This window comes from Sphingobacterium sp. JUb20 (assembly GCF_004342035.1).
GTDB lineage: Bacteria > Bacteroidota > Bacteroidia > Sphingobacteriales > Sphingobacteriaceae > Sphingobacterium > Sphingobacterium anhuiense.
The window spans coordinates 42,052-60,122 of the sequence record NZ_SLYV01000017.1; the positions used below are offsets into that span (position 1 = coordinate 42,052).

The 18,071-nt window shown below is 33.9% G+C and carries 19 protein-coding genes; 11 read left to right on the top strand and 8 right to left on the bottom strand.

Annotated features, from left to right (window positions below; translation table 11 throughout):
- The first annotated feature begins 242 nt into the window (after positions 1-242).
- Positions 243-785 (top strand): hypothetical protein, encoded by a 543-nt coding sequence (locus EDF66_RS23070; RefSeq protein ID WP_021190799.1) that lies wholly within the window; start codon positions 243-245, stop codon positions 783-785.
- Positions 786-859: 74 nt separating this feature from the next.
- Here the strand turns inward: EDF66_RS23070 and EDF66_RS23075 are convergent, their stop codons facing one another.
- A complete protein-coding gene (locus tag EDF66_RS23075; RefSeq protein ID WP_021190798.1) occupies positions 860-1,318 on the bottom strand; it encodes an Lrp/AsnC family transcriptional regulator in 459 nt (152 codons plus the stop codon).
- A gap of 191 nt (positions 1,319-1,509) precedes the next feature.
- Between EDF66_RS23075 and EDF66_RS23080 the strand changes: the two genes are divergently transcribed.
- The 3 genes from EDF66_RS23080 to EDF66_RS23090 all read left to right on the top strand — a co-directional run bounded on the left by EDF66_RS23080 (position 1,510) and on the right by EDF66_RS23090 (position 5,461).
- The gene (locus EDF66_RS23080) at positions 1,510-2,586 is read left to right on the top strand and encodes a PLP-dependent cysteine synthase family protein (RefSeq protein WP_165902507.1); all 1,077 of its coding nucleotides are present in this window, start codon (positions 1,510-1,512) and stop codon (positions 2,584-2,586) included.
- A gap of 135 nt (positions 2,587-2,721) precedes the next feature.
- On the top strand, positions 2,722-4,371 hold the full coding sequence (locus EDF66_RS23085; RefSeq protein ID WP_132845395.1) for a protein-disulfide reductase DsbD family protein: 1,650 nt from the start codon (positions 2,722-2,724) through the stop codon (positions 4,369-4,371).
- Between the two features lie 166 nt (positions 4,372-4,537).
- Entirely contained in the window at positions 4,538-5,461 is a 924-nt protein-coding gene (locus EDF66_RS23090; protein WP_132772798.1) for a polysaccharide deacetylase family protein, read from the top strand.
- A 36-nt stretch (positions 5,462-5,497) separates the two neighbouring features.
- Here the strand turns inward: EDF66_RS23090 and EDF66_RS23095 are convergent, their stop codons facing one another.
- Positions 5,498-6,079, bottom strand: coding sequence for a PhnA domain-containing protein (locus EDF66_RS23095; protein WP_132845397.1), 582 nt, complete (start codon positions 6,077-6,079; stop codon positions 5,498-5,500).
- Positions 6,080-6,260: 181 nt separating this feature from the next.
- On the opposite strand from EDF66_RS23095, the gene EDF66_RS23100 reads away from it, so the two are divergent.
- Positions 6,261-7,127: a neutral zinc metallopeptidase gene (locus EDF66_RS23100; RefSeq protein ID WP_132845399.1), complete on the top strand. Its 867-nt coding sequence runs from the start codon at positions 6,261-6,263 to the stop codon at positions 7,125-7,127.
- Positions 7,128-7,130: 3 nt separating this feature from the next.
- Here the strand turns inward: EDF66_RS23100 and EDF66_RS23105 are convergent, their stop codons facing one another.
- The gene (locus EDF66_RS23105; protein ID WP_132845400.1) at positions 7,131-8,108 is read right to left on the bottom strand and encodes an acyl transferase; all 978 of its coding nucleotides are present in this window, start codon (positions 8,106-8,108) and stop codon (positions 7,131-7,133) included.
- A gap of 104 nt (positions 8,109-8,212) precedes the next feature.
- Positions 8,213-8,956 (bottom strand): 3-oxoacyl-[acyl-carrier-protein] reductase, encoded by a 744-nt coding sequence (gene fabG / locus EDF66_RS23110; RefSeq protein ID WP_132772767.1) that lies wholly within the window; start codon positions 8,954-8,956, stop codon positions 8,213-8,215.
- A gap of 296 nt (positions 8,957-9,252) precedes the next feature.
- Between fabG and EDF66_RS23115 the strand changes: the two genes are divergently transcribed.
- The 3 genes from EDF66_RS23115 to EDF66_RS23125 all read left to right on the top strand — a co-directional run bounded on the left by EDF66_RS23115 (position 9,253) and on the right by EDF66_RS23125 (position 12,653).
- Positions 9,253-10,761, top strand: coding sequence for a malate:quinone oxidoreductase (locus tag EDF66_RS23115; protein WP_132845402.1), 1,509 nt, complete (start codon positions 9,253-9,255; stop codon positions 10,759-10,761).
- Positions 10,762-10,972: 211 nt separating this feature from the next.
- Positions 10,973-11,605: a nicotinamide riboside transporter PnuC gene (gene pnuC, locus EDF66_RS23120; RefSeq protein WP_132845404.1), complete on the top strand. Its 633-nt coding sequence runs from the start codon at positions 10,973-10,975 to the stop codon at positions 11,603-11,605.
- Positions 11,580-12,653 (top strand): acyl-CoA dehydrogenase, encoded by a 1,074-nt coding sequence (locus EDF66_RS23125; protein ID WP_132845406.1) that lies wholly within the window; start codon positions 11,580-11,582, stop codon positions 12,651-12,653. Before pnuC ends, EDF66_RS23125 begins: the two co-directional genes overlap by 26 nt.
- Positions 12,654-12,688: 35 nt before the next feature.
- On the opposite strand, the gene EDF66_RS23130 is transcribed toward EDF66_RS23125, so the two are convergent.
- On the bottom strand, positions 12,689-12,892 hold the full coding sequence (locus tag EDF66_RS23130; protein WP_021190787.1) for a DUF6965 family protein: 204 nt from the start codon (positions 12,890-12,892) through the stop codon (positions 12,689-12,691).
- A gap of 100 nt (positions 12,893-12,992) precedes the next feature.
- Here EDF66_RS23130 and EDF66_RS23135 point away from each other — a divergent pair, with 100 nt between their 5' ends.
- Positions 12,993-13,499 carry a GNAT family N-acetyltransferase gene (locus tag EDF66_RS23135; RefSeq protein WP_132845408.1) on the top strand — a complete coding sequence of 169 codons (507 nt, stop codon included), beginning with the start codon at positions 12,993-12,995 and terminating at the stop codon, positions 13,497-13,499.
- 68 nt (positions 13,500-13,567) lie between these two features.
- On the opposite strand, the gene EDF66_RS23140 is transcribed toward EDF66_RS23135, so the two are convergent.
- Together EDF66_RS23140 and EDF66_RS23145 are read right to left on the bottom strand one after the other, a co-directional pair.
- Positions 13,568-13,999, bottom strand: coding sequence for a hypothetical protein (locus EDF66_RS23140; RefSeq protein WP_132845410.1), 432 nt, complete (start codon positions 13,997-13,999; stop codon positions 13,568-13,570).
- Between the two features lie 168 nt (positions 14,000-14,167).
- On the bottom strand, positions 14,168-15,001 hold the full coding sequence (locus EDF66_RS23145; protein ID WP_132845412.1) for an alpha/beta hydrolase: 834 nt from the start codon (positions 14,999-15,001) through the stop codon (positions 14,168-14,170).
- Positions 15,002-15,232: 231 nt separating this feature from the next.
- On the opposite strand from EDF66_RS23145, the gene EDF66_RS23150 reads away from it, so the two are divergent.
- Together EDF66_RS23150 and EDF66_RS23155 are read left to right on the top strand one after the other, a co-directional pair.
- Entirely contained in the window at positions 15,233-15,796 is a 564-nt protein-coding gene (locus EDF66_RS23150; RefSeq protein WP_132845414.1) for a hypothetical protein, read from the top strand.
- Between the two features lie 162 nt (positions 15,797-15,958).
- The gene (locus tag EDF66_RS23155) at positions 15,959-16,429 is read left to right on the top strand and encodes a hypothetical protein (protein WP_132772755.1); all 471 of its coding nucleotides are present in this window, start codon (positions 15,959-15,961) and stop codon (positions 16,427-16,429) included.
- An 89-nt stretch (positions 16,430-16,518) separates the two neighbouring features.
- On the opposite strand, the gene EDF66_RS23160 is transcribed toward EDF66_RS23155, so the two are convergent.
- Entirely contained in the window at positions 16,519-17,880 is a 1,362-nt protein-coding gene (locus EDF66_RS23160) for an NAD(P)-binding domain-containing protein (protein ID WP_132845415.1), read from the bottom strand.
- Positions 17,881-18,071: the final 191 nt, after the last annotated feature.

Genomic DNA, 18,071 nt, shown 5'->3' on the forward strand with positions numbered 1-18,071 from the left:
TTAAGATTTAAATATAGGACAAAAGTAAATAATGATTTTTTCTTTTTAAATGAATCGTGTTTATATAAATATTTAAGAATTTCTTAGCTGGACTATAATTGTTAAATTGATATTTTAACACGTTGATATTGAGTTTATTTTAACGTTTTAACAAATATTAACAACCTTTCATTAATCTTATTATAAAATATAGAGTCCTACCTATAAATAATTGAAAAACATAAATAAAGGGAGGAGCAGGTATGAAAAAATTAGTTTACTTGACGGTTTTAGTTGGCGGTTTGTTTTTTGTTAAACCTGCTGCTGCACAAGTTAATGTGAGTATTAACATTGGTAATCAACCTTCTTGGGGCCCAGTGGGGTATGATTACGTAAGGTATTATTATATTCCAGAAATTAATGTATATTATGATGTAATCAATCGCCGTTATACGCATTATCATGGTAGAAGATGGGTAACCAGTAGAAGCTTGCCTAGTCGATACCGTAACTTTAATTTTTATAATACCTATAAAGTCGTTGTCAATGATAGAGATCCCTGGAGACATCACGATCGGTACAGAAGAGATTATGGTCATTATGCTCATCGCAGAAATCAGGTAAGTATAAGAGACCATAGAAGTAATTATGATCGTCCACGTCACAATGACCGTTATGATAATCATCGTGTCGAGCGACATGAAAATCATAGAGATCGATCGGAGCATAGAAAATCGGACAAGAGAAATGATAAAAGAGGCCACGATCGTCACTCAGAAAGAGGTGAGGGACATGGAAGAAGATAGTGAATAGTTTTTTATATGTTAATTGAAAGGGAGGAAGCTGTAGTTTTCTCCCTTTTTTAATTAAAACTATTTTTTTAAATCGGATAAGCTGTTTCACTTTTAGTTTCCGATAGAACAAAATAGGTTTGTACGGTGTTCACATGTGGGAGTACGGCTAAGCGGTACCTTAAAAATTCGTGATAGGCCTGCATATCTTTAGTTGCTATTCGAAGCATAAAATCATAGGATCCAGCCATCTGATAACATTCCATAACTTCCGGAAATTTAGCAACTTCTTTTTCAAATTCATTTAAAACCTCGGCTGTATGTGCTTTTAAGAATACCTGTGAAAAAGATATCAGACCCATGTTTATTTTTTGCCGGTCAAGAATAGCAACAGTTTTTTTAATATAGCCTTGTTGTTTCAGTTTTTTTACACGCTCATGTATAGCGGCGATAGATTTATGCAATCTAAATGCTAGTTCCTTATTGCTAAGTGTAGCGTCATGCTGTAAAATTCTTAATAGTTTAGTGTCGGTTTCATCAAGCATCATTTTGTATTTTTTATTGATATGAATGTAATGAATTGGTTGATTCTGTAATATTTCTTAAATATATCATTATTTAGATAAAATTTATTGATTTAATCTTTATGTAGTGAATATTATTTTGTTTTATGTCAATTTTGCTGATAATATTAGATCTTCGAATGATTGTAGACTGATATTGTTTAAAATAATAAATCATGAATAACGAATTGATGTTTAGTAAATGTTTGTCTCCTGAGCTTGATAGTAGATTTAAACATTTATGGTGTTTAGTAGGAAACACGCCTATGCTGGAGTTGCAATACTCATATAAAGGGAAAGCTGGGAGGATTTATGTGAAATGCGAGAATTATAATCTTACAGGGAGTATCAAAGACCGTATGGCGCTATATATTATGTATAAAGCTTACATGAATTGTCAAATTCAGCCTGACGATGTTATTATAGAAGCTACTAGCGGTAATACAGGTATTTCTTTTTCTGCTATTGGTAAAGCTTTAGGACATCAAGTGAAAATTATTATGCCCAATTGGTTGAGTAAAGAACGCATCGATATTATAAAAAGTATGGGTGCAGATATTCAGTTGGTTAGTAAAGAAGACGGTGGTTTTTTGGGGAGTATTGAATTAAGTGAGAAACTAGCTCAGCAAGGAGGGGTGTTTTTGCCCAGACAGTTTGAAAATAAATTCAATGCCGAAGCTCATGAATTAACGACTGGTCGTGAAATTGGTTTACAGTTAGCCTCGCAAGGTTTAGTTGCAGATGCTTTTGTTGCTGGTGTTGGCACGGGAGGAACGGTTATGGGAGTAGGCCGTCATCTTCGTAGCTTAAATCCTCATGTAAAGATTCATCCTTTGGAACCCGCTGAAAGTCCAACGATGTCTACTGGATATAAGGTTGGCTCGCATCGTATTCAAGGTATTTCAGATGAATTTATTCCGGCTATTGTGAAAATGGACGAGTTGGATGAGATCGTTTCTGCTTCAGATGGTGATTCTATTATAATGGCCCAAAAATTAGCAAAAGAATTGGGCTTAGCTGTAGGAATTTCTTCAGGAGCGAATGTGATTGGAGCAATTAAATTAAAAGAGCAATTAGGGGAAGAAGCTGTTGTTGTCACCTTATTGTGCGACGATAATAAGAAATATTTGAGTACAGATTTAGTAAGAGAACAACCTGTAGCAGCTGGATATATATCAACAGATCTCGCTTTCACTGGATTTAAACCTATCAGTAGGTTAGCAAAATCTCTTTTTAATACTGAATCGCTATAAAGTTTGTTTCAGCCTAATCGCGTATTAGGCACTATGTTTATATTTAAATAGAATCTATTACAATGGGATTTATCCCATTGTAATTAGATTTAATCAATTTGTAACCTGTCACTCGGCATTATAATTAAAATATTTATGAAAAGATTCATCATAAAATTATTACTTTTAATAGTTCTTCTTCCAGCTTTTGCGCATGCTCAGGAGGCAGATACTTTACTTAAGATGGACGAACTGGAGTTCGTTGATGGTGGTATTTCTGAAGTTTCGACTGATTCTGTAGTTGTTGATACTGCACAGAATCTTAAGAAAACTACGGCTGTAATCACAACAGAAGAGCATGCAAGTAGTGAATCTCTACTTGGAATATTTTTAGCAGGATTATTAGGCGGTTTTACTGCCCTATTAATGCCTTGTATTTTCCCCATGTTACCGCTCACAGTCAGTTTTTTCACAAAGGGAAATCAAAATAAATCGCAATCTTTTATTCGTGCTTTGTTTTATGGAATTTCTATTATAGTTATTTATGTTGTTCTTGGTTTAGCGGTAACGATGATTTTTGGTTCGGATGCCCTTAATGCTTTATCAACGAACGGTGTCTTTAATTTTTTCTTTTTCTTAATGTTGGTTGCTTTTGGAGCTTCTTTTTTGGGGGCATTTGAAATTAATTTACCAAGTTCATGGGTAAATAAGATGGATGCAAAATCTGATAAAGGCGGATGGGCTGGTATATTCTTTATGGCGGCAACTTTAGCTTTAGTATCTTTTTCTTGTACTGGACCTATTATCGGAACTTTATTGGTACAGGCAGCTACAAGTGGAGCTTTGTTAGGTCCGGCTGTAGGTATGTTTGGATTTTCTTTTGCATTAGCTATACCTTTTGCTCTTTTTGCATTATTTCCTAGTGCTATGAAAGCCATGCCTAAATCAGGTGGTTGGCTTAACAGTGTTAAAGTTGTTTTAGGATTTTTAGAATTGGCATTTGCATTGAAATTTCTTTCTAATGTTGATTTAGCTTATCACTGGAACTGGTTCGACCGTGAAGTCTTTTTGTCTTTATGGATTGTTATATTTGGTTTAATGGGACTGTATTTACTTGGAAAAATCAAATTTTCTCATGACAGTAATCTGCCACATTTGTCAGTAATCCGTACTTTCATAGCTATTATTGTACTATCGTTTACGGTATACATGATTCCTGGATTATGGGGTGCTCCTTTAAAATCAATAGCTGCTTTTTTACCACCACAAAGCACGCAGGACTTTGATTTAAATCAAGGCTCATTGATTGGTGGATCGCATGTAACAGACGTTTCTAAACGCAAATATTCAGATTTATTTCATGCACCTCTGGGCTTAAATGTGTTTTTTGATTACGAGGAGGGTTTACAATATGCTAAAACCCATCATAAAATGGTTATGCTTGATTTTACAGGCCATGCTTGTGTTAATTGTAGGAAAATGGAAGCTACTGTTTGGACAGATGTGCAGGTTCGCTCATTTTTGACAAATAATGTCGTTATCATCCAACTTTATGTTGATGACCGCACTGAGCTTGCTGTTGAAGATCAACAAAAAACAAGTTCGGGAAAATTGTTGAAGACAATTGGAAGTAAGTGGAGTTATTTACAATCAAGTCAGTTTGAATCCAATTCACAACCTTTTTATGTGCTTATGAATCCTGCAAACCGTCAGGTTTTGGTTAAACCAAAAGGTGCTGATTATGATGCTACTACTTATCTGGCCTATTTAAATGAAGGTTTGAAAGCATTTTCTTTGATCAAATAGTATATTATAACTCATTTGATGAAAAAATGTTTTTATTCCAAAAGAAAAAAGGTTTCATAAAATTGGATTTCTGTTAAATTTAATCTTACTTTTACATCGTTTAAATCATTAGCTATCAAATAGCAGCTTTAGTGGTTTATGTGTAGGGTTAATAGTGAATTATAACATGAAGAAAGCATTCAATCTGGGGTTGTTCCTTGGATTATTATCGGTAACATCTCTTGCATTACAATCGTGCAATGAAGGTGGGAGTAAAAAGACAGATTCGGTTACTATTGGAACTGTTGATAGTATAGATGATATCGATGATTTAAATAAAGATACTGTCGAGAAAGAGATTAAAAAGGATACAATTGCTGTAAAGGGTAAAAAGAGTATTCTTCATCATGAAGTTGATACGGCGAAATTATTAACCGACTCTGTGTCTCCTCGTTATATTTATTTGACTTTTGATGATGGACCTTTAAATGGCAGTCAATTTATTGATTCAATAGCTACAGCAAAGAATATTAAGATTAATGCTTTTTTAATTGGAAAGCATGACCGAATGAGTAAGGGGTTGCATAAATATTATGAACGTTATATGAACAATCCGCTGGTGGATTGTTATAATCACAGTTACAATCATGCAAATAATAAGTTTACTTATTTTTATAGCAACGCAGAATCAGCGTATGAGGACTTTGATAAAAATGAAAAAGAACTGAATCTTAAACATAAGATTGTCCGTCTACCAGGACGTAATATTTGGTACTTTGCAGATCGTAAACGTATTGATATGCAAAGTGGTTCAAGTACTGCCGATCTATTATATCAAAATGGTTACCGCTCTATGGGATGGGACTGTGAATGGAAAAAGGGTAAACCTTCTGGTATGCCAGTCGAATCGGTGAGTTTTATATATCGTCAGATTAATAATAGATTACGTAACGGCACCTCATTTTCGAAGAATAACGTTGTTCTGTTGATGCATGATGATATGTTTCAGACAAGAAAAGCACAGAAAATGTTAAGTGATTTAATCGATAGTCTGAAGTTACATCCAAATTATGAATTTGCGCATATGCGTGATTATCCGAAACAGAAATAAAAAATAAGGCTACAATCAAATTGTAGCCTTATTTTTTTAGTTTTGCTTTCTTAAATATTTTGTTAAAATCACAATCGTCTGACCATCGATTTTTCCTTCAATTTGTTCTGTATTATCGAACACAAGTCTAATATTCTTCACGACTGTACCTAAAGTCGCCCGGATAGATGATCCTTTTACATCCAATGTTTTCGTAAGGACTACAGAATCCCCTTCAAATAATTGTTGACCGATACTATCTAAATGAAACTCGACATATCCATCATTTTCATGATCTCCTGTTTGTTTTGCCCATTCTAATGTTTCTTCATCCAGATACAAAATATCTAACGCATCAGAAGCCCAACCCTCGTTTTTTAAACGATTTAACATGCGCCACGCAGCTACCTGTACTGCTGGTACTTCAGACCACATGGTATCGGGCAGGAATTTCCAATATTCAGCTTCTAATTGTGTTGTTTTATTTAACTGATCGGCACATTTCTGACAAACAACAATCGTGTTTTCAGCTGTAGCTTGTAAGTCAGGGGGCAATGTATATAATGTTAAATTATCAGTTGCTTGACTCAATTCACATTTATTTCCCGCTCTCTCGAATAGTTGATTTTCTAGTTTCATTTAAATTTTGGATAAGTTGCAAATGATTTAGGTGCAAACATAATGAATATTTATAATTATAAAAGGTTAACATAACAAATCAAAAAATGCTTAATAATTTGGAATATAATTTGCGATGCTGTACACGATAAAATGTGTATCTTATTTAATATTAATTGAAACTAACTTAAATGATATCAATATGAAATGGCAAGGAGGTAAAAAAAGTGACAACTTCGAAGATAGGAGAGGAATGTCAGGTGGTCAAAAATTAACTTTGGGCGGTGTAGGTGGGATTATTGTTTTAATAATTGGTTTTTTAATGGGAGGAGATCCATCTCAATTATTACAGCAGGCTCAAAATATGACGGGGACGGAGCAGACTGGACAGCCACGGGAAATTAGTGCAGAGGAGACTAAATTAACAGACTTTTCGCGTATCGTTTTATCAAGTACTGAGGATGTGTGGACAAATCTTTTTAAGACTCAGCTTGGTAAAAATTATGAACCTACAAATTTAGTTGTTTATGATGGAGGTACCGAAACCAATGGTTGTGGAATAGGAAAAGCATCTTACGGACCTTTTTACTGTCCTGGAGATCATAAAATCTATTTAGATTTAACTTTTAATCAAGAGTTGACGACCAAATTTGGTGCTAAAGGTGAGTTTGCTCTGGCTTATGTAATAGCACATGAAGTAGGACATCATATACAACAATTAGTGGGACTTTTACCTCAGACAAACAGCATGAGGGGAAAATTAAGTGAAGTTGAAAATAATAAAATTTCTGTCATGACCGAGTTGCAAGCTGATTTTTATGCAGGAGTTTGGGCACATCATGTTAATAAATTATCTGATATCGAGATTGACTATAATGATATTTTAGATGGTATGGCGGCAGCTGAAGCAGTTGGAGATGATAAATTACAAACACAAGCTCAAGGCTATGCGGTACCCGATTCTTTTACACATGGTACCTCAGCTCAAAGACGAGCTTGGTTTAAGAAAGGTTATGATTCTGGTGATATGCAAGCTGGAAATACCTTTCAAGATCCCAGCTTAAAATAAAACTTATTGGACGAGAAGATTACAACCACGTATATCACTTTGATCAAAGCGACCTAAGACTTCAAAAGATCCATCATCGTAGATTTTTCCGAGGTCTTGGGTTGCAATAAAAGAACACGAATATCGATTTGCTAAGTCAATAACATTGATAGCGCCTGTTTTTTTATTTTCAGCAAGAGTTAGCGGATCATTTGTTTCCCGAATTAAGATCTTCATCCAGTTGGGGTGTCTGAATATCCCGTTACCATATGAATAGCCCTGTGATAGCAATTCAGTCATTCCATATTCCGAATGTATTCCTGGAACTTGAAAGCTTTTACATAATAAATCATGAATTTCCTCACGGACCATTTCTTTACGTTTTCCTTTCATTCCCCCAGTTTCCATAATGATTAACTCCGGAAATGTCAATTCATATTTTTCAATAAAATCAAGAAGTGCAAATGTCACACCGAATAGCAAGGTTTTCGTGCCTCTTGCTTTTAATTGTATAAGCGTTTGATAAAGTTCTTCATGATTGTATAAAAAATAGTCACTTTCGGGTTGTTGACTATGTTGCATTAAATCATTGATCATGTAGATCAATGAAGAACCTGTTCGTTCTAAATAGGATGGAAGTAGCGCCAAAATGGCAATGTTGTCTATTTTTCCATAAAATTGTTCAAAAGCAGTGCGAAAGCTTTTTTCATATACTTCTTTTTTAGCCACCAGATGCTTACTTGTGGTGATTCCTGTTGTACCTGAGCTTGTGAATACCATCTCAGGACTGAAGTTGTCAGCTATAATTTTTTGAGATTTGAACAGTTCGATTGGGAGAAACGGAATTTTCGTGTAATGATCTATTGTATGAATTTTCTTATTTAGATATTGCACATACTGTCTGTAAATGCTTGTGTTTTCCATTTGAAAATGAAAAGTCTCCAAGCAAATTTCATTAAATTCTGTTTCATTTTGAATAGCAAATACCCGATCCCAGTTCATACGATTAAAATTTCAGTGCAAATATAGACATATAAAAGCTTTTACAATAAAAAAAGGTCCTTGATCACTTCAAGAACCTTTTTTATATGTATTATATATATATATTATACCATACCACCATCTACAGGCAATACTTGTCCTGTGACATATGTTGAAAGGTCCGATGCAAGAAATAGACATGCATTTGCAACATCTTCTGCTTGACCTGCGCGTTTCATAGGAATACCAGCTTCCCATCCAGCAACAATTTTAGGATCTAAAATATCGGTCATTTCTGTGCGTATAAAACCTGGAGCAACTACGTTTGATCTAATATTTCTTGAGCCTAATTCTTTTGCCACTGATTTAGAGAAACCAATAATACCAGCTTTAGAAGCTGCATAATTAGCTTGACCAGCATTTCCTTGTATACCTACTACTGAACTCATATTGATGAAAGATCCTTTACGGTTTTTCATCATGATTTTAGAAGCTGCTTTAGTGACATTGAATACTGATTTTAAATTTACATTGATCACATCATCCCAGTTTTCCTCAGTCATGCGCATTAACAAACCATCTTTTGTTATTCCAGCATTATTAACAACCACATCAATAGTTCCAAAATCTGAAACAATATCATTGATGAGTTTTTCAGCCTCATCAAATTTTGATGCATCTGAACGATAACCTTTTACAGTAGTTCCAAAAGCCTGAAGTTCTTGCTCTAAAGCTTGGCCTTTTTCCACAGATGATAAATATGTGAATGCTACATTTGCACCGTTTTGGGCAAATACTTCAGCAATTTTTCTTCCTATTCCTTTTGATGCTCCAGTAATTAGAGCTGTTTTTCCTTCAAGTAGTTTCATTCTTATGTATTATATGTAATAAGGGTGCTTGCAAAAATGTTAAAAGTATACTACAATCGCAACACTCGGATCAATTTAATTCGTTAATTCTAAATAATAATTTGAATTAACATTCCTCAGGATATTATAATACTACTATTTGTAATGTGGCAGCTATTCATAAAAATGGCTGTGTTAGGGAATTCTTAATAATAGTATGGTATTTTTGAATAAGTGATTTTAAAAAGTACAGTTTTTTGACAAAAGGATTGCGTTAATATAAAAATCTATATTAAATTTGCATCAATCACGAAGACATGAGTAAAAAAACAAAAAATACCAAAGAGGTAGACGTCGTTTTAATTGGCGCAGGTATCATGAGCGCAACTTTGGGCACACTTATCAATGAGTTAAGCCCAGATATTAAAATAGAGATTTTAGAGCGCTTGGATGTTGTTGCAGCAGAGAGTTCGGATGCATGGAATAATGCTGGAACTGGTCACTCTGCATTATGTGAGTTGAATTATACCCCACAACAAGCTGATGGTTCTGTAAAAATTGATAAAGCAATCAGCATTGCAGAACAATTTGAGGTTTCCAAACAATTTTGGACCTATTTAGTTGATAAAGGGGTCATAACAAAACCTGAAGATTTTATTCGCTCAGTACCTCATATGAGTGCTGTTTTTGGCGAAAAAGATATTGATTTTCTTCGTAAAAGATATGATGCACTATCCAAGAATAACTTGTTTAAAGGCATGGAATATACCGAAGATAAAGCTGTTTTGAATGAGTGGATTCCACTTATGATGAAAGGTCGTCCTGCTGATGATAAAATTGCGGCAACGAAAATGATCTTAGGAACTGATGTGAACTTTGGCGCTCTAACGCGTGATTTGGTACAACATCTAGATGCAAAAGATAATATTACATTACATCTTACACAAGAAGTCCGCGACATTGAACGCAATGACAATGGCACTTGGGAGTTGGAAGTTAAGGATTTGAAAACTGGAGAGAAAAGAACAATTAATGCTAAATTTGTATTCATTGGTGCTGGTGGACATTCTTTATTGCTGTTAGAAAAATCTGGAATTCCCGAATCAAAAGGATATGGTGGTTTTCCAGTTGGTGGACAGTGGTTACGTTGTGTGAATGAGGATGTTATTAGAGATCATAACGCTAAAGTATATGGTAAAGCATCTATCGGTGCTCCTCCGATGTCTGTTCCACATCTTGATACACGCTATATTGATGGTAAGCAGGCCTTATTATTTGGTCCATATGCTGGTTTTTCTACTAAATTCTTAAAACAAGGATCTTACTTTGATTTACCTGCATCGATTAAGTTGTCGAATATTAAACCGATGTTATCCGTAGGTCGGGATAATATGGATTTGACTAAATATTTGATTTCTGAGGTGATGAAGAGTCCAAAAGATAAATTGGATGCTTTGAAGCAGTTTATGCCTACGGCAAAATTAGAAGACTGGAAAATTGAGGTTGCTGGTCAACGTGTTCAAGTAATCAAAAAAGATGCTAAACATGGCGGTGTTCTTGAATTTGGAACAGAAGTTGTATCCGCAGCAGATGGTTCTATTGCAGCCTTACTAGGAGCTTCACCAGGAGCATCGACTTCTGTCGCTATCATGATTAAATTACTGAAAAGATGTTTTCCTGAACGTGCAAAAGCAGACGAATATCGCAAGAAATTGCGTGAAATGATTCCTTCACATGGGCAATCATTAAATGATAATGTTGAACTATGTGAAGCCACTAGAAAGCGTACACATACAGCATTAAAATTAGAGAATTTTAAAGATTAATTTCTTTTCACCATACTTATGGGGTGCTTGAAGTATTATTTACTGTTACAGGCTGAGATTATACCCAATAACAACAATTGCTCATCACAGTGAGCAATTGTTGTTATATACCTGATCCGGATAATGCTGGCGTAGGGATTTTAATTTCACAAATCGTGCATTTATAGCGACTCCCTAAGTGTGTATTGTTTTTATTTTACACACATATTAAATGCAGTTAAATCAAATTTTAAACGATTTTTTTCAGCAGGTTAAAGCTACATCCCTCGCAGAATGGCTAGCAGTAGGCTTTGGTATATTGCAGGTTTGGTTTGCAAAGTCCAATAAACCTATTAATTACCTTTTTGGTATTTCTGGTATTGTGATATCCATTTACGTTTTATATTTCGCAAAACTATACGGTGAAATTGCCTTGAACATGTATTACTTATTAATGAGTATTTATGGTTGGATTTACTGGCAACAAAATAGTAATCATCAACATATCATATCGACTGCATCACGTAAGGACTGGATTATTGTTGTATTGATATGTATTATAGGATTTACCGTATTCTATTTCGGATTGTTACATGCTACAGATTCAGATGTTCCGCTATGGGATGCCTTGGTATCTTGTACTGCATGGGCAGGCATGTGGTTGCTGGCAAAGCGGAAAATAGAAAATTGGATATTATTAAATATTAGTAATCTCATGGCGATTCCTTTGCTTTATCATAAAGATTTACTACTATTCGCAGCATTGACTGTATTTTTATTTGTGATGGCTTTCTTTGGTTATTTTAACTGGAAGAGAATTCTTAAACGTGAACTAACATATGATACTTACTCAAGATCAAATTAATCTGATAAAAGACCAACAGCACGAGGCAATTGCTTTAAAAAAGATGACTGCAAAGCAGTTAGATTTGGCAATTAGTGAAAAATGGTTTAAAATTTGGGTTCCGAAATCTCTTGGGGGACTGGGATTAACTCTTTTGGATGGAATGAAATTTTTAGAAGAATTGGCCTATCATGATGGTGGTTTGGCATGGACAATAACTTTATGTTCGGGAGCTAATTTATTTGTCGGTTTTATTGATCCGAAAATAGGAACAGAAATTTTTCAAAATCCGGCAGTTTGTTTAGGAGGAAGTGGACGAGCATCTGGATATGCAGAAAGAGCGGATGGGGGATATCGTATTCATGGCCATTGGAAATATGCTACTGGAGCTCCGCATTTAAGTCATTTTACCGCAAATTGTATCATTACGGAAGATGGTAAACCTGTGCTCGATAAAAACGGTCAGCAAATGATCCATTCGTTCTTTTTTGACCGGGATGATGTATTGATTCATTATGATTGGGATACTTTTGGATTAGAATGCACGGCTAGCCATAGTTTTTCTGTTGAAAATCATTTTGTGGGAAACTCTCGTAGTTTTTTGATTAATGAATCTGAAAGTACCTGGCCTGATCTTCTGTATCGGTATCCATTCATTCCTTTTGCGGAATTAACCTTGCTTAGTAATTTTATCGGGATGTATAACCGATTTATAGATCTTGTTGAAAAGTATTATATTGTAAAATCTCAAGATTCAGATTGGTTAAAAGACAAAGGTAAAAATCTGTTTAAACGTTTGGACGAGATGCAATCCGATTTTAATGAACGTAAGAATCAGATTTATTGTTTGAAAGAACAATCTTGGGATAATATATTGCAGGGTTTTGAAAACCGGGATGTTTATGAGAAGATCGCAGTTGCAAGCCGGAGTTTTGTGTCTGTAATTAAAAATAATACTGTGGAATTATTTCCTGGTTGCGGGATAGTCGCGGCGCAACGCGAACAGGAAATGAACATTGTCTTCAGAAATATTTTTACCGCAACTCAACATAGCTTGTTGCAACAATAACACGATTTTTAATTTTAAAATGATACAGTTCTTATTTATTGATTTTCAATAGCTTTCTTTAAGTTTATTAAACGCACATAGGAAGGACATTTTTCTAACTCTCTGTTCCAGCGATCAAGTGCCGCTAAGTTTGCCTGCAGAAATTTAGGTAAATCAAAGATATGCATATCCACGGTAATTTGTATTTCATTTGGTAATGAAACCGTATTAAAATATTCTTTTAGTTCTTCAATAGTCATGCATCAAAGATAAAACTATAATGTGACAGAAAAAACTTATGAATGGACAATATTGTGGTTTAATCATCTATATTTATAAGGAAAACTATATTTTAATTGCATGATTATAGAAAAAAGTACTCCTCACGACTTGTCTGCACATATGGAATTGTATGAGCAGGCAATTGCCTATCAACATGCTTTAGGAAAAGTGAATTGGAAAGGATTTGACGCTCGAGCTGTACTTGAAGAGATAAAAAATGGACAACATTATAAGATTGTTCTGGATAATCAAATCGCTTGTGTCTTTTTATTAACAACTTCAGATCCTATTATATGGCAAGAGAAAGACAAAGATCCGGCAATTTATATTCACCGTATCGCTACAAACCCACTTTTTAGAGGTCAGAATTTCGTTATTAAGATTATAGCGTTTGTTAAGGATCTGGCCAGAGAGCGGCGTAAATTCTTTATTAGAATGGATACTACAGCGGGAAATGAGCGATTGAATCAATATTACGAGAATTGTGGTTTTACAATTGTCGATGTAGTTCGTATTAAAGAAGGTATTGATATGCCTGCTCATTATCAAAATAATTCTTTCACATTATTCGAAATGCTATTATAGCGTATTTTCTTAAGTTGTTTATGAAGGAAGGCTCACTTCTTTCTGTTAAAGAAGCTATAATAAAAGTTTCAGGAGTGGTTTCTTTGTAATTTTAGTTTTAATCCTAATTTTCCCCCCAAGTATGCCATTGGGATATAAGCTATGGTCAAATCTAGTACTGTGTACCATATTGGAGAGGGCAGCATAAAGACACTTGCTACACCACCTGCTAAGAAAAAGACAGCTATTATAAACGCAAAGCTAAGTTTTTTCCCTTTGACTAACCAAGTTGTTATACATGCTCCGACTAAAGTTCCGATGGCATGTGCTAAAAAAGGAAAGACAAAATGCTTTGGTTCAAACATATGTATTGATGCTTTTAGTCCTTCTGTCGTGGTTACATCTGCACCATCTGGTGGAGGTATGATAGAACTACTGATTGTAATAAATATCATATTAACTATACTGCCAATGATCACGCCTGCCACTATCCCTAATAAATTTCTCAAAATAGTATTCATAAACCGATTTTTAGGAGATGAAATTTATAATTGACGCTTTCTCAATTATCGTATTGATGTTGAAAGTCTAGTAAATTTAACATATTTTCAGGATATTACTTGCTATAAAAAATTGAAAGTTAATCGAACTAGCACCGTCTAAAAATTACAAATAGATTTTAATATTATTTAGTTTTTAGGGTATAATTTTTTGAAAGCATTATATACTGCCTGGTGTACAATCGTTGCATGTAATTCGGTTGGTAAGTAATCAAATGATAAATTGATATTATTATTTTGCTTTAATGATTGTGAAAACTTTATTGATTCATTATACATTTTTATATCTTCATCTTTATTTGGAACTCCTAAATATACGCTAAGTGATTTTTTGATGTTAGTATTTAATAAATTTGCCGTTTCAAATAAGAGCTTTTGCTCTCCCCACCATAAACTAGGCGCAATAATAATATATTTAGTAAATAAATCAGGTTGTTTTAAGAGTATTTCAGACGCTAATAGACCAGCTAATGATTCTCCAATAACAGTACGGTGTTTATTAGCGTTATATTTATTTTCCATATAGGGCTGTAGTTCCTTTTGAAGAAATGAAATGTAAGCTTCAGATTTTCCGTATTGTGGAAAATTCTCTTTTTTAAAACCTTCTTTTTCCAGGAAGTCCAAGTTGGATACTGCAAATGTGAAATCTCTCTTTCTATTCGTATTTTCGATACCGACAACAATTGATTTTGGAAACTGCGCAATCCAGGGTTGTGTATAATAGCGAACGATTCCAACTATATGAATAAAATCTTCTTCTATGCCACCATCTAATATGTAAATTATTGGATATTTAATTGTATCAGCAACATGATATCCTTCTGGTAGATATATGTTTATTGTCCTATTTTCTTTGAGAATTGTAGAGTATATCTGATCAGTTTGCCCGATCGTAATGTTTTTTTGAGCAGATAGGTTATTTGCTGCAAACATAAACGCAATGAATAGTTGAATGTATTTCATCAATAGCTGTATTGTGTTAAAGACACTTATTTTGGTTTTTGCAAAGACAGAATAAGAGTACAAAAAGATTGTTAAAATTACGAGATTATAAAATAGCTTTTAAGTGATAATCGTGTTTTTTTATTTTAATCTATGTAATCATTCAAAATTAGCGGAAAACAGGGGTTTTAGTCTTTTAGGATTTACTTTACTTTGTGTTATTAATTTAAAATTTTATTATACACGTTTTACATGACTAGATTGATTATGACTTTGGGCTTATTATTTACTTCTATAATGGGTTTTTCTCAACAACTGGAAGTTAGTATCATCCAAGGTGGGGAAATAATCTCCAACACTTTTGATCAGTATAAACTTGCTAAATCTCCATTCACTTTTCAACTAAACTCAGAAGGGATGGAAGGCTTTTTAGTAGGGGCGACATTGGATAAGGACGTTTATCTCGCAGCATTGGGAATTATCGATCATGAAGTTTCATGGTTTGAAAATACTGGAATGGCAGATGAGCAATTTAATCCAAATCAAACTTTAACGTTGAGTAACGATGTACCAAGTTACTGGTATTTTACATCAGCTCAAGATCATCGGTTTGATCCCAATGCGAAAGGTACTGCTAAAAGCTGGACAGGGAATCGTACTATTGACAAAATCGATATTTTGGAAGCAGATAAATTGATATCAGTTACAGATTTAACACAACCAATTTACGTCATTTTTTATCAAGCTGAATATGATGAAAATTATAGTTTAGTAGATAAAGAAATAGTTTTTAAAGGTGAATTTACATTTTTGTAAAAGATGTCATTTTCCTTACTGATGAGCCTTGTAAGTGGTATTGACAATCGTTTTTAAATTATATTATTTATTCGTAGATTTCTTTGCTTTGAATTCCTATATACAATAATTAAACACTATAAGCATTTGATTGTTATGTATATAAGTAATGAAGAGATTTTTATGGAGAATGATAAAAAAAGTTTGAATGCGCGTGTTGTTCGATACAATAAGCATTACGGATTTTTAGAAAATCCTCAAAAATTTAGCATAGAGAGTGATCCACATCGATTGGTAATAAGAAATTATGCTTTACGTAATAATAGACGTGAACTATATGAAGAATACATTCGAAATCAATATCCAGAAAAAGTAGTAAAAGAATTAGGAGAGTTTGATTCTTGTTTAATGTATTTAAAATTTTTAAATAAGGAAGAAGCTAAAAATTGGTTTCTATCGAATGATACAAAAGTAGTGGAGTCTGATATAGAAGCACTGGAAAATGATGCTATTTTGCGAATGCTTTTTGTTGAAGATGAACAGGATCAAAAAGACCTTTTAAACGCAGAACAATCCTATATTTTAAATCGGGTCACTCCAGAATCAATTTTGAAAATGCGTGATAATTTTTGGATTGACACGCGTATATGTTAGTCTTAATAACTATTGATTTTAATAAAAGGAGGAAGCTAAAGCTTCCTTCTTTTATTAAAATGTATTCAAATATCAGTTTAGAAATTTTATTATATAGCAGGTTCTTTACTTTCTTCAAGATAGTTCTCAAGGCTATCATCAAGTTCATCCATCCATGCTGTATGATGAGTTTCTGCTTGAGTTCCATCTATGACCGATGTATAGATTTGATCTCGATAATTTAAAATATTATTTTCTTTGTCCTTTAACCAATTTTTAAACATGCTGCCCACTTTGTCAACATTAAAGTTTGGGTAATTTGTATAACTCATTAGATCTTTGATGTAATTTGTTTGAAAATCAACATGATCTTCTCCTGTTTTTGTAAGTGCTTCATCATCCATCCATTTTTTGATTTCTTTAATACGTTCTTTTTTAGGTGGCAACGGGATTTTTCCTAGCATGTAATCACGCGCAAACCAAGCCTGTGTATCAAACATATTGAAAGTATAATATTGATCTTGCATTCCTAAAAATATTAAACGTTCATTATGATTAAAGATTACTCCTTTAAACAAGTCATCTGGATATAGACAATTATTGGTTTTTAATCGCATATTATCAGGTAAAAATGGGAATTTATGTTGATAGCCCGTACATAATATGACCGCATCAAACTCTTCTTGACTGCCATCTTCGAAGTACGCTATACTATCTTCAAAATGAGATAATTTTGCTTTCTCCTTGATGCCATCCGGCCAGTTGCAGCCAATCGGACTTGTTCTATAAGCTATTGTCACAGATTTACTTCCGTGCTTGTAGCATTGTACGCCAATATCTTCAGCGGAATAACTACTTCCGATAAGGAGTAAGCGCTGATCTTTAAATTGGTCAGCACCTCGAAAATCATGTGCATGCATAACTGCGCCAGGGAAATTTTCTATTCCTTTAAAGTAAGGGAGATTAGGGGTGGAAAAATGACCAGTACCTACAACTAAATAATCGAAAAATTCTTCAAAAGTTTCATTCTTTTTTAGATTATCAAAGATAACTCTAAACTGTTTTTTGTCTTCAATATAATCCACCCATCTTGCAACGGTATTAAATTGGATGTAATCTCTGGCATTGCTTTGATTGATACGTCCCTGGATATAATCAAAAAGTACTTCTCGCGGAGGGTAGGAGGATATTGTTTGACCGAAATGTTCTGTGAATGTATAATCAGCAAATTCAAGACATTCTTTTGGACCATTAGACCATAAGTATTTGTACATGCTACCATGTAGGGGTTCTCCGTATTTACCAACACCTGTCCGCCAGGTAAAGTTCCACATTCCACCCCAATTGTCCTGTTTTTCGTAGCATTTAATTTCTGGGATGGGATTACCTTTTTTCTGTTCCGATTCAAATGCTCGTAGCATAGCTAGCCCACTGGGGCCAGCACCAATAATTCCAACTTTAAAATTTGTCATATAATATAATTAACATGTATACTCATCTAAAATAGATGAGTGCAATAATTCGTCTTTAAAATCGAATTTTTAATTCTAGACCATACTTCCAAATGAGTATGCAGATGAAGAGATTTTTTATAATCTCTAAAATAGATGGCAAAAGCCAATAAGATACACAACTTATACTTTGTTGCGATAAGTAAATGACT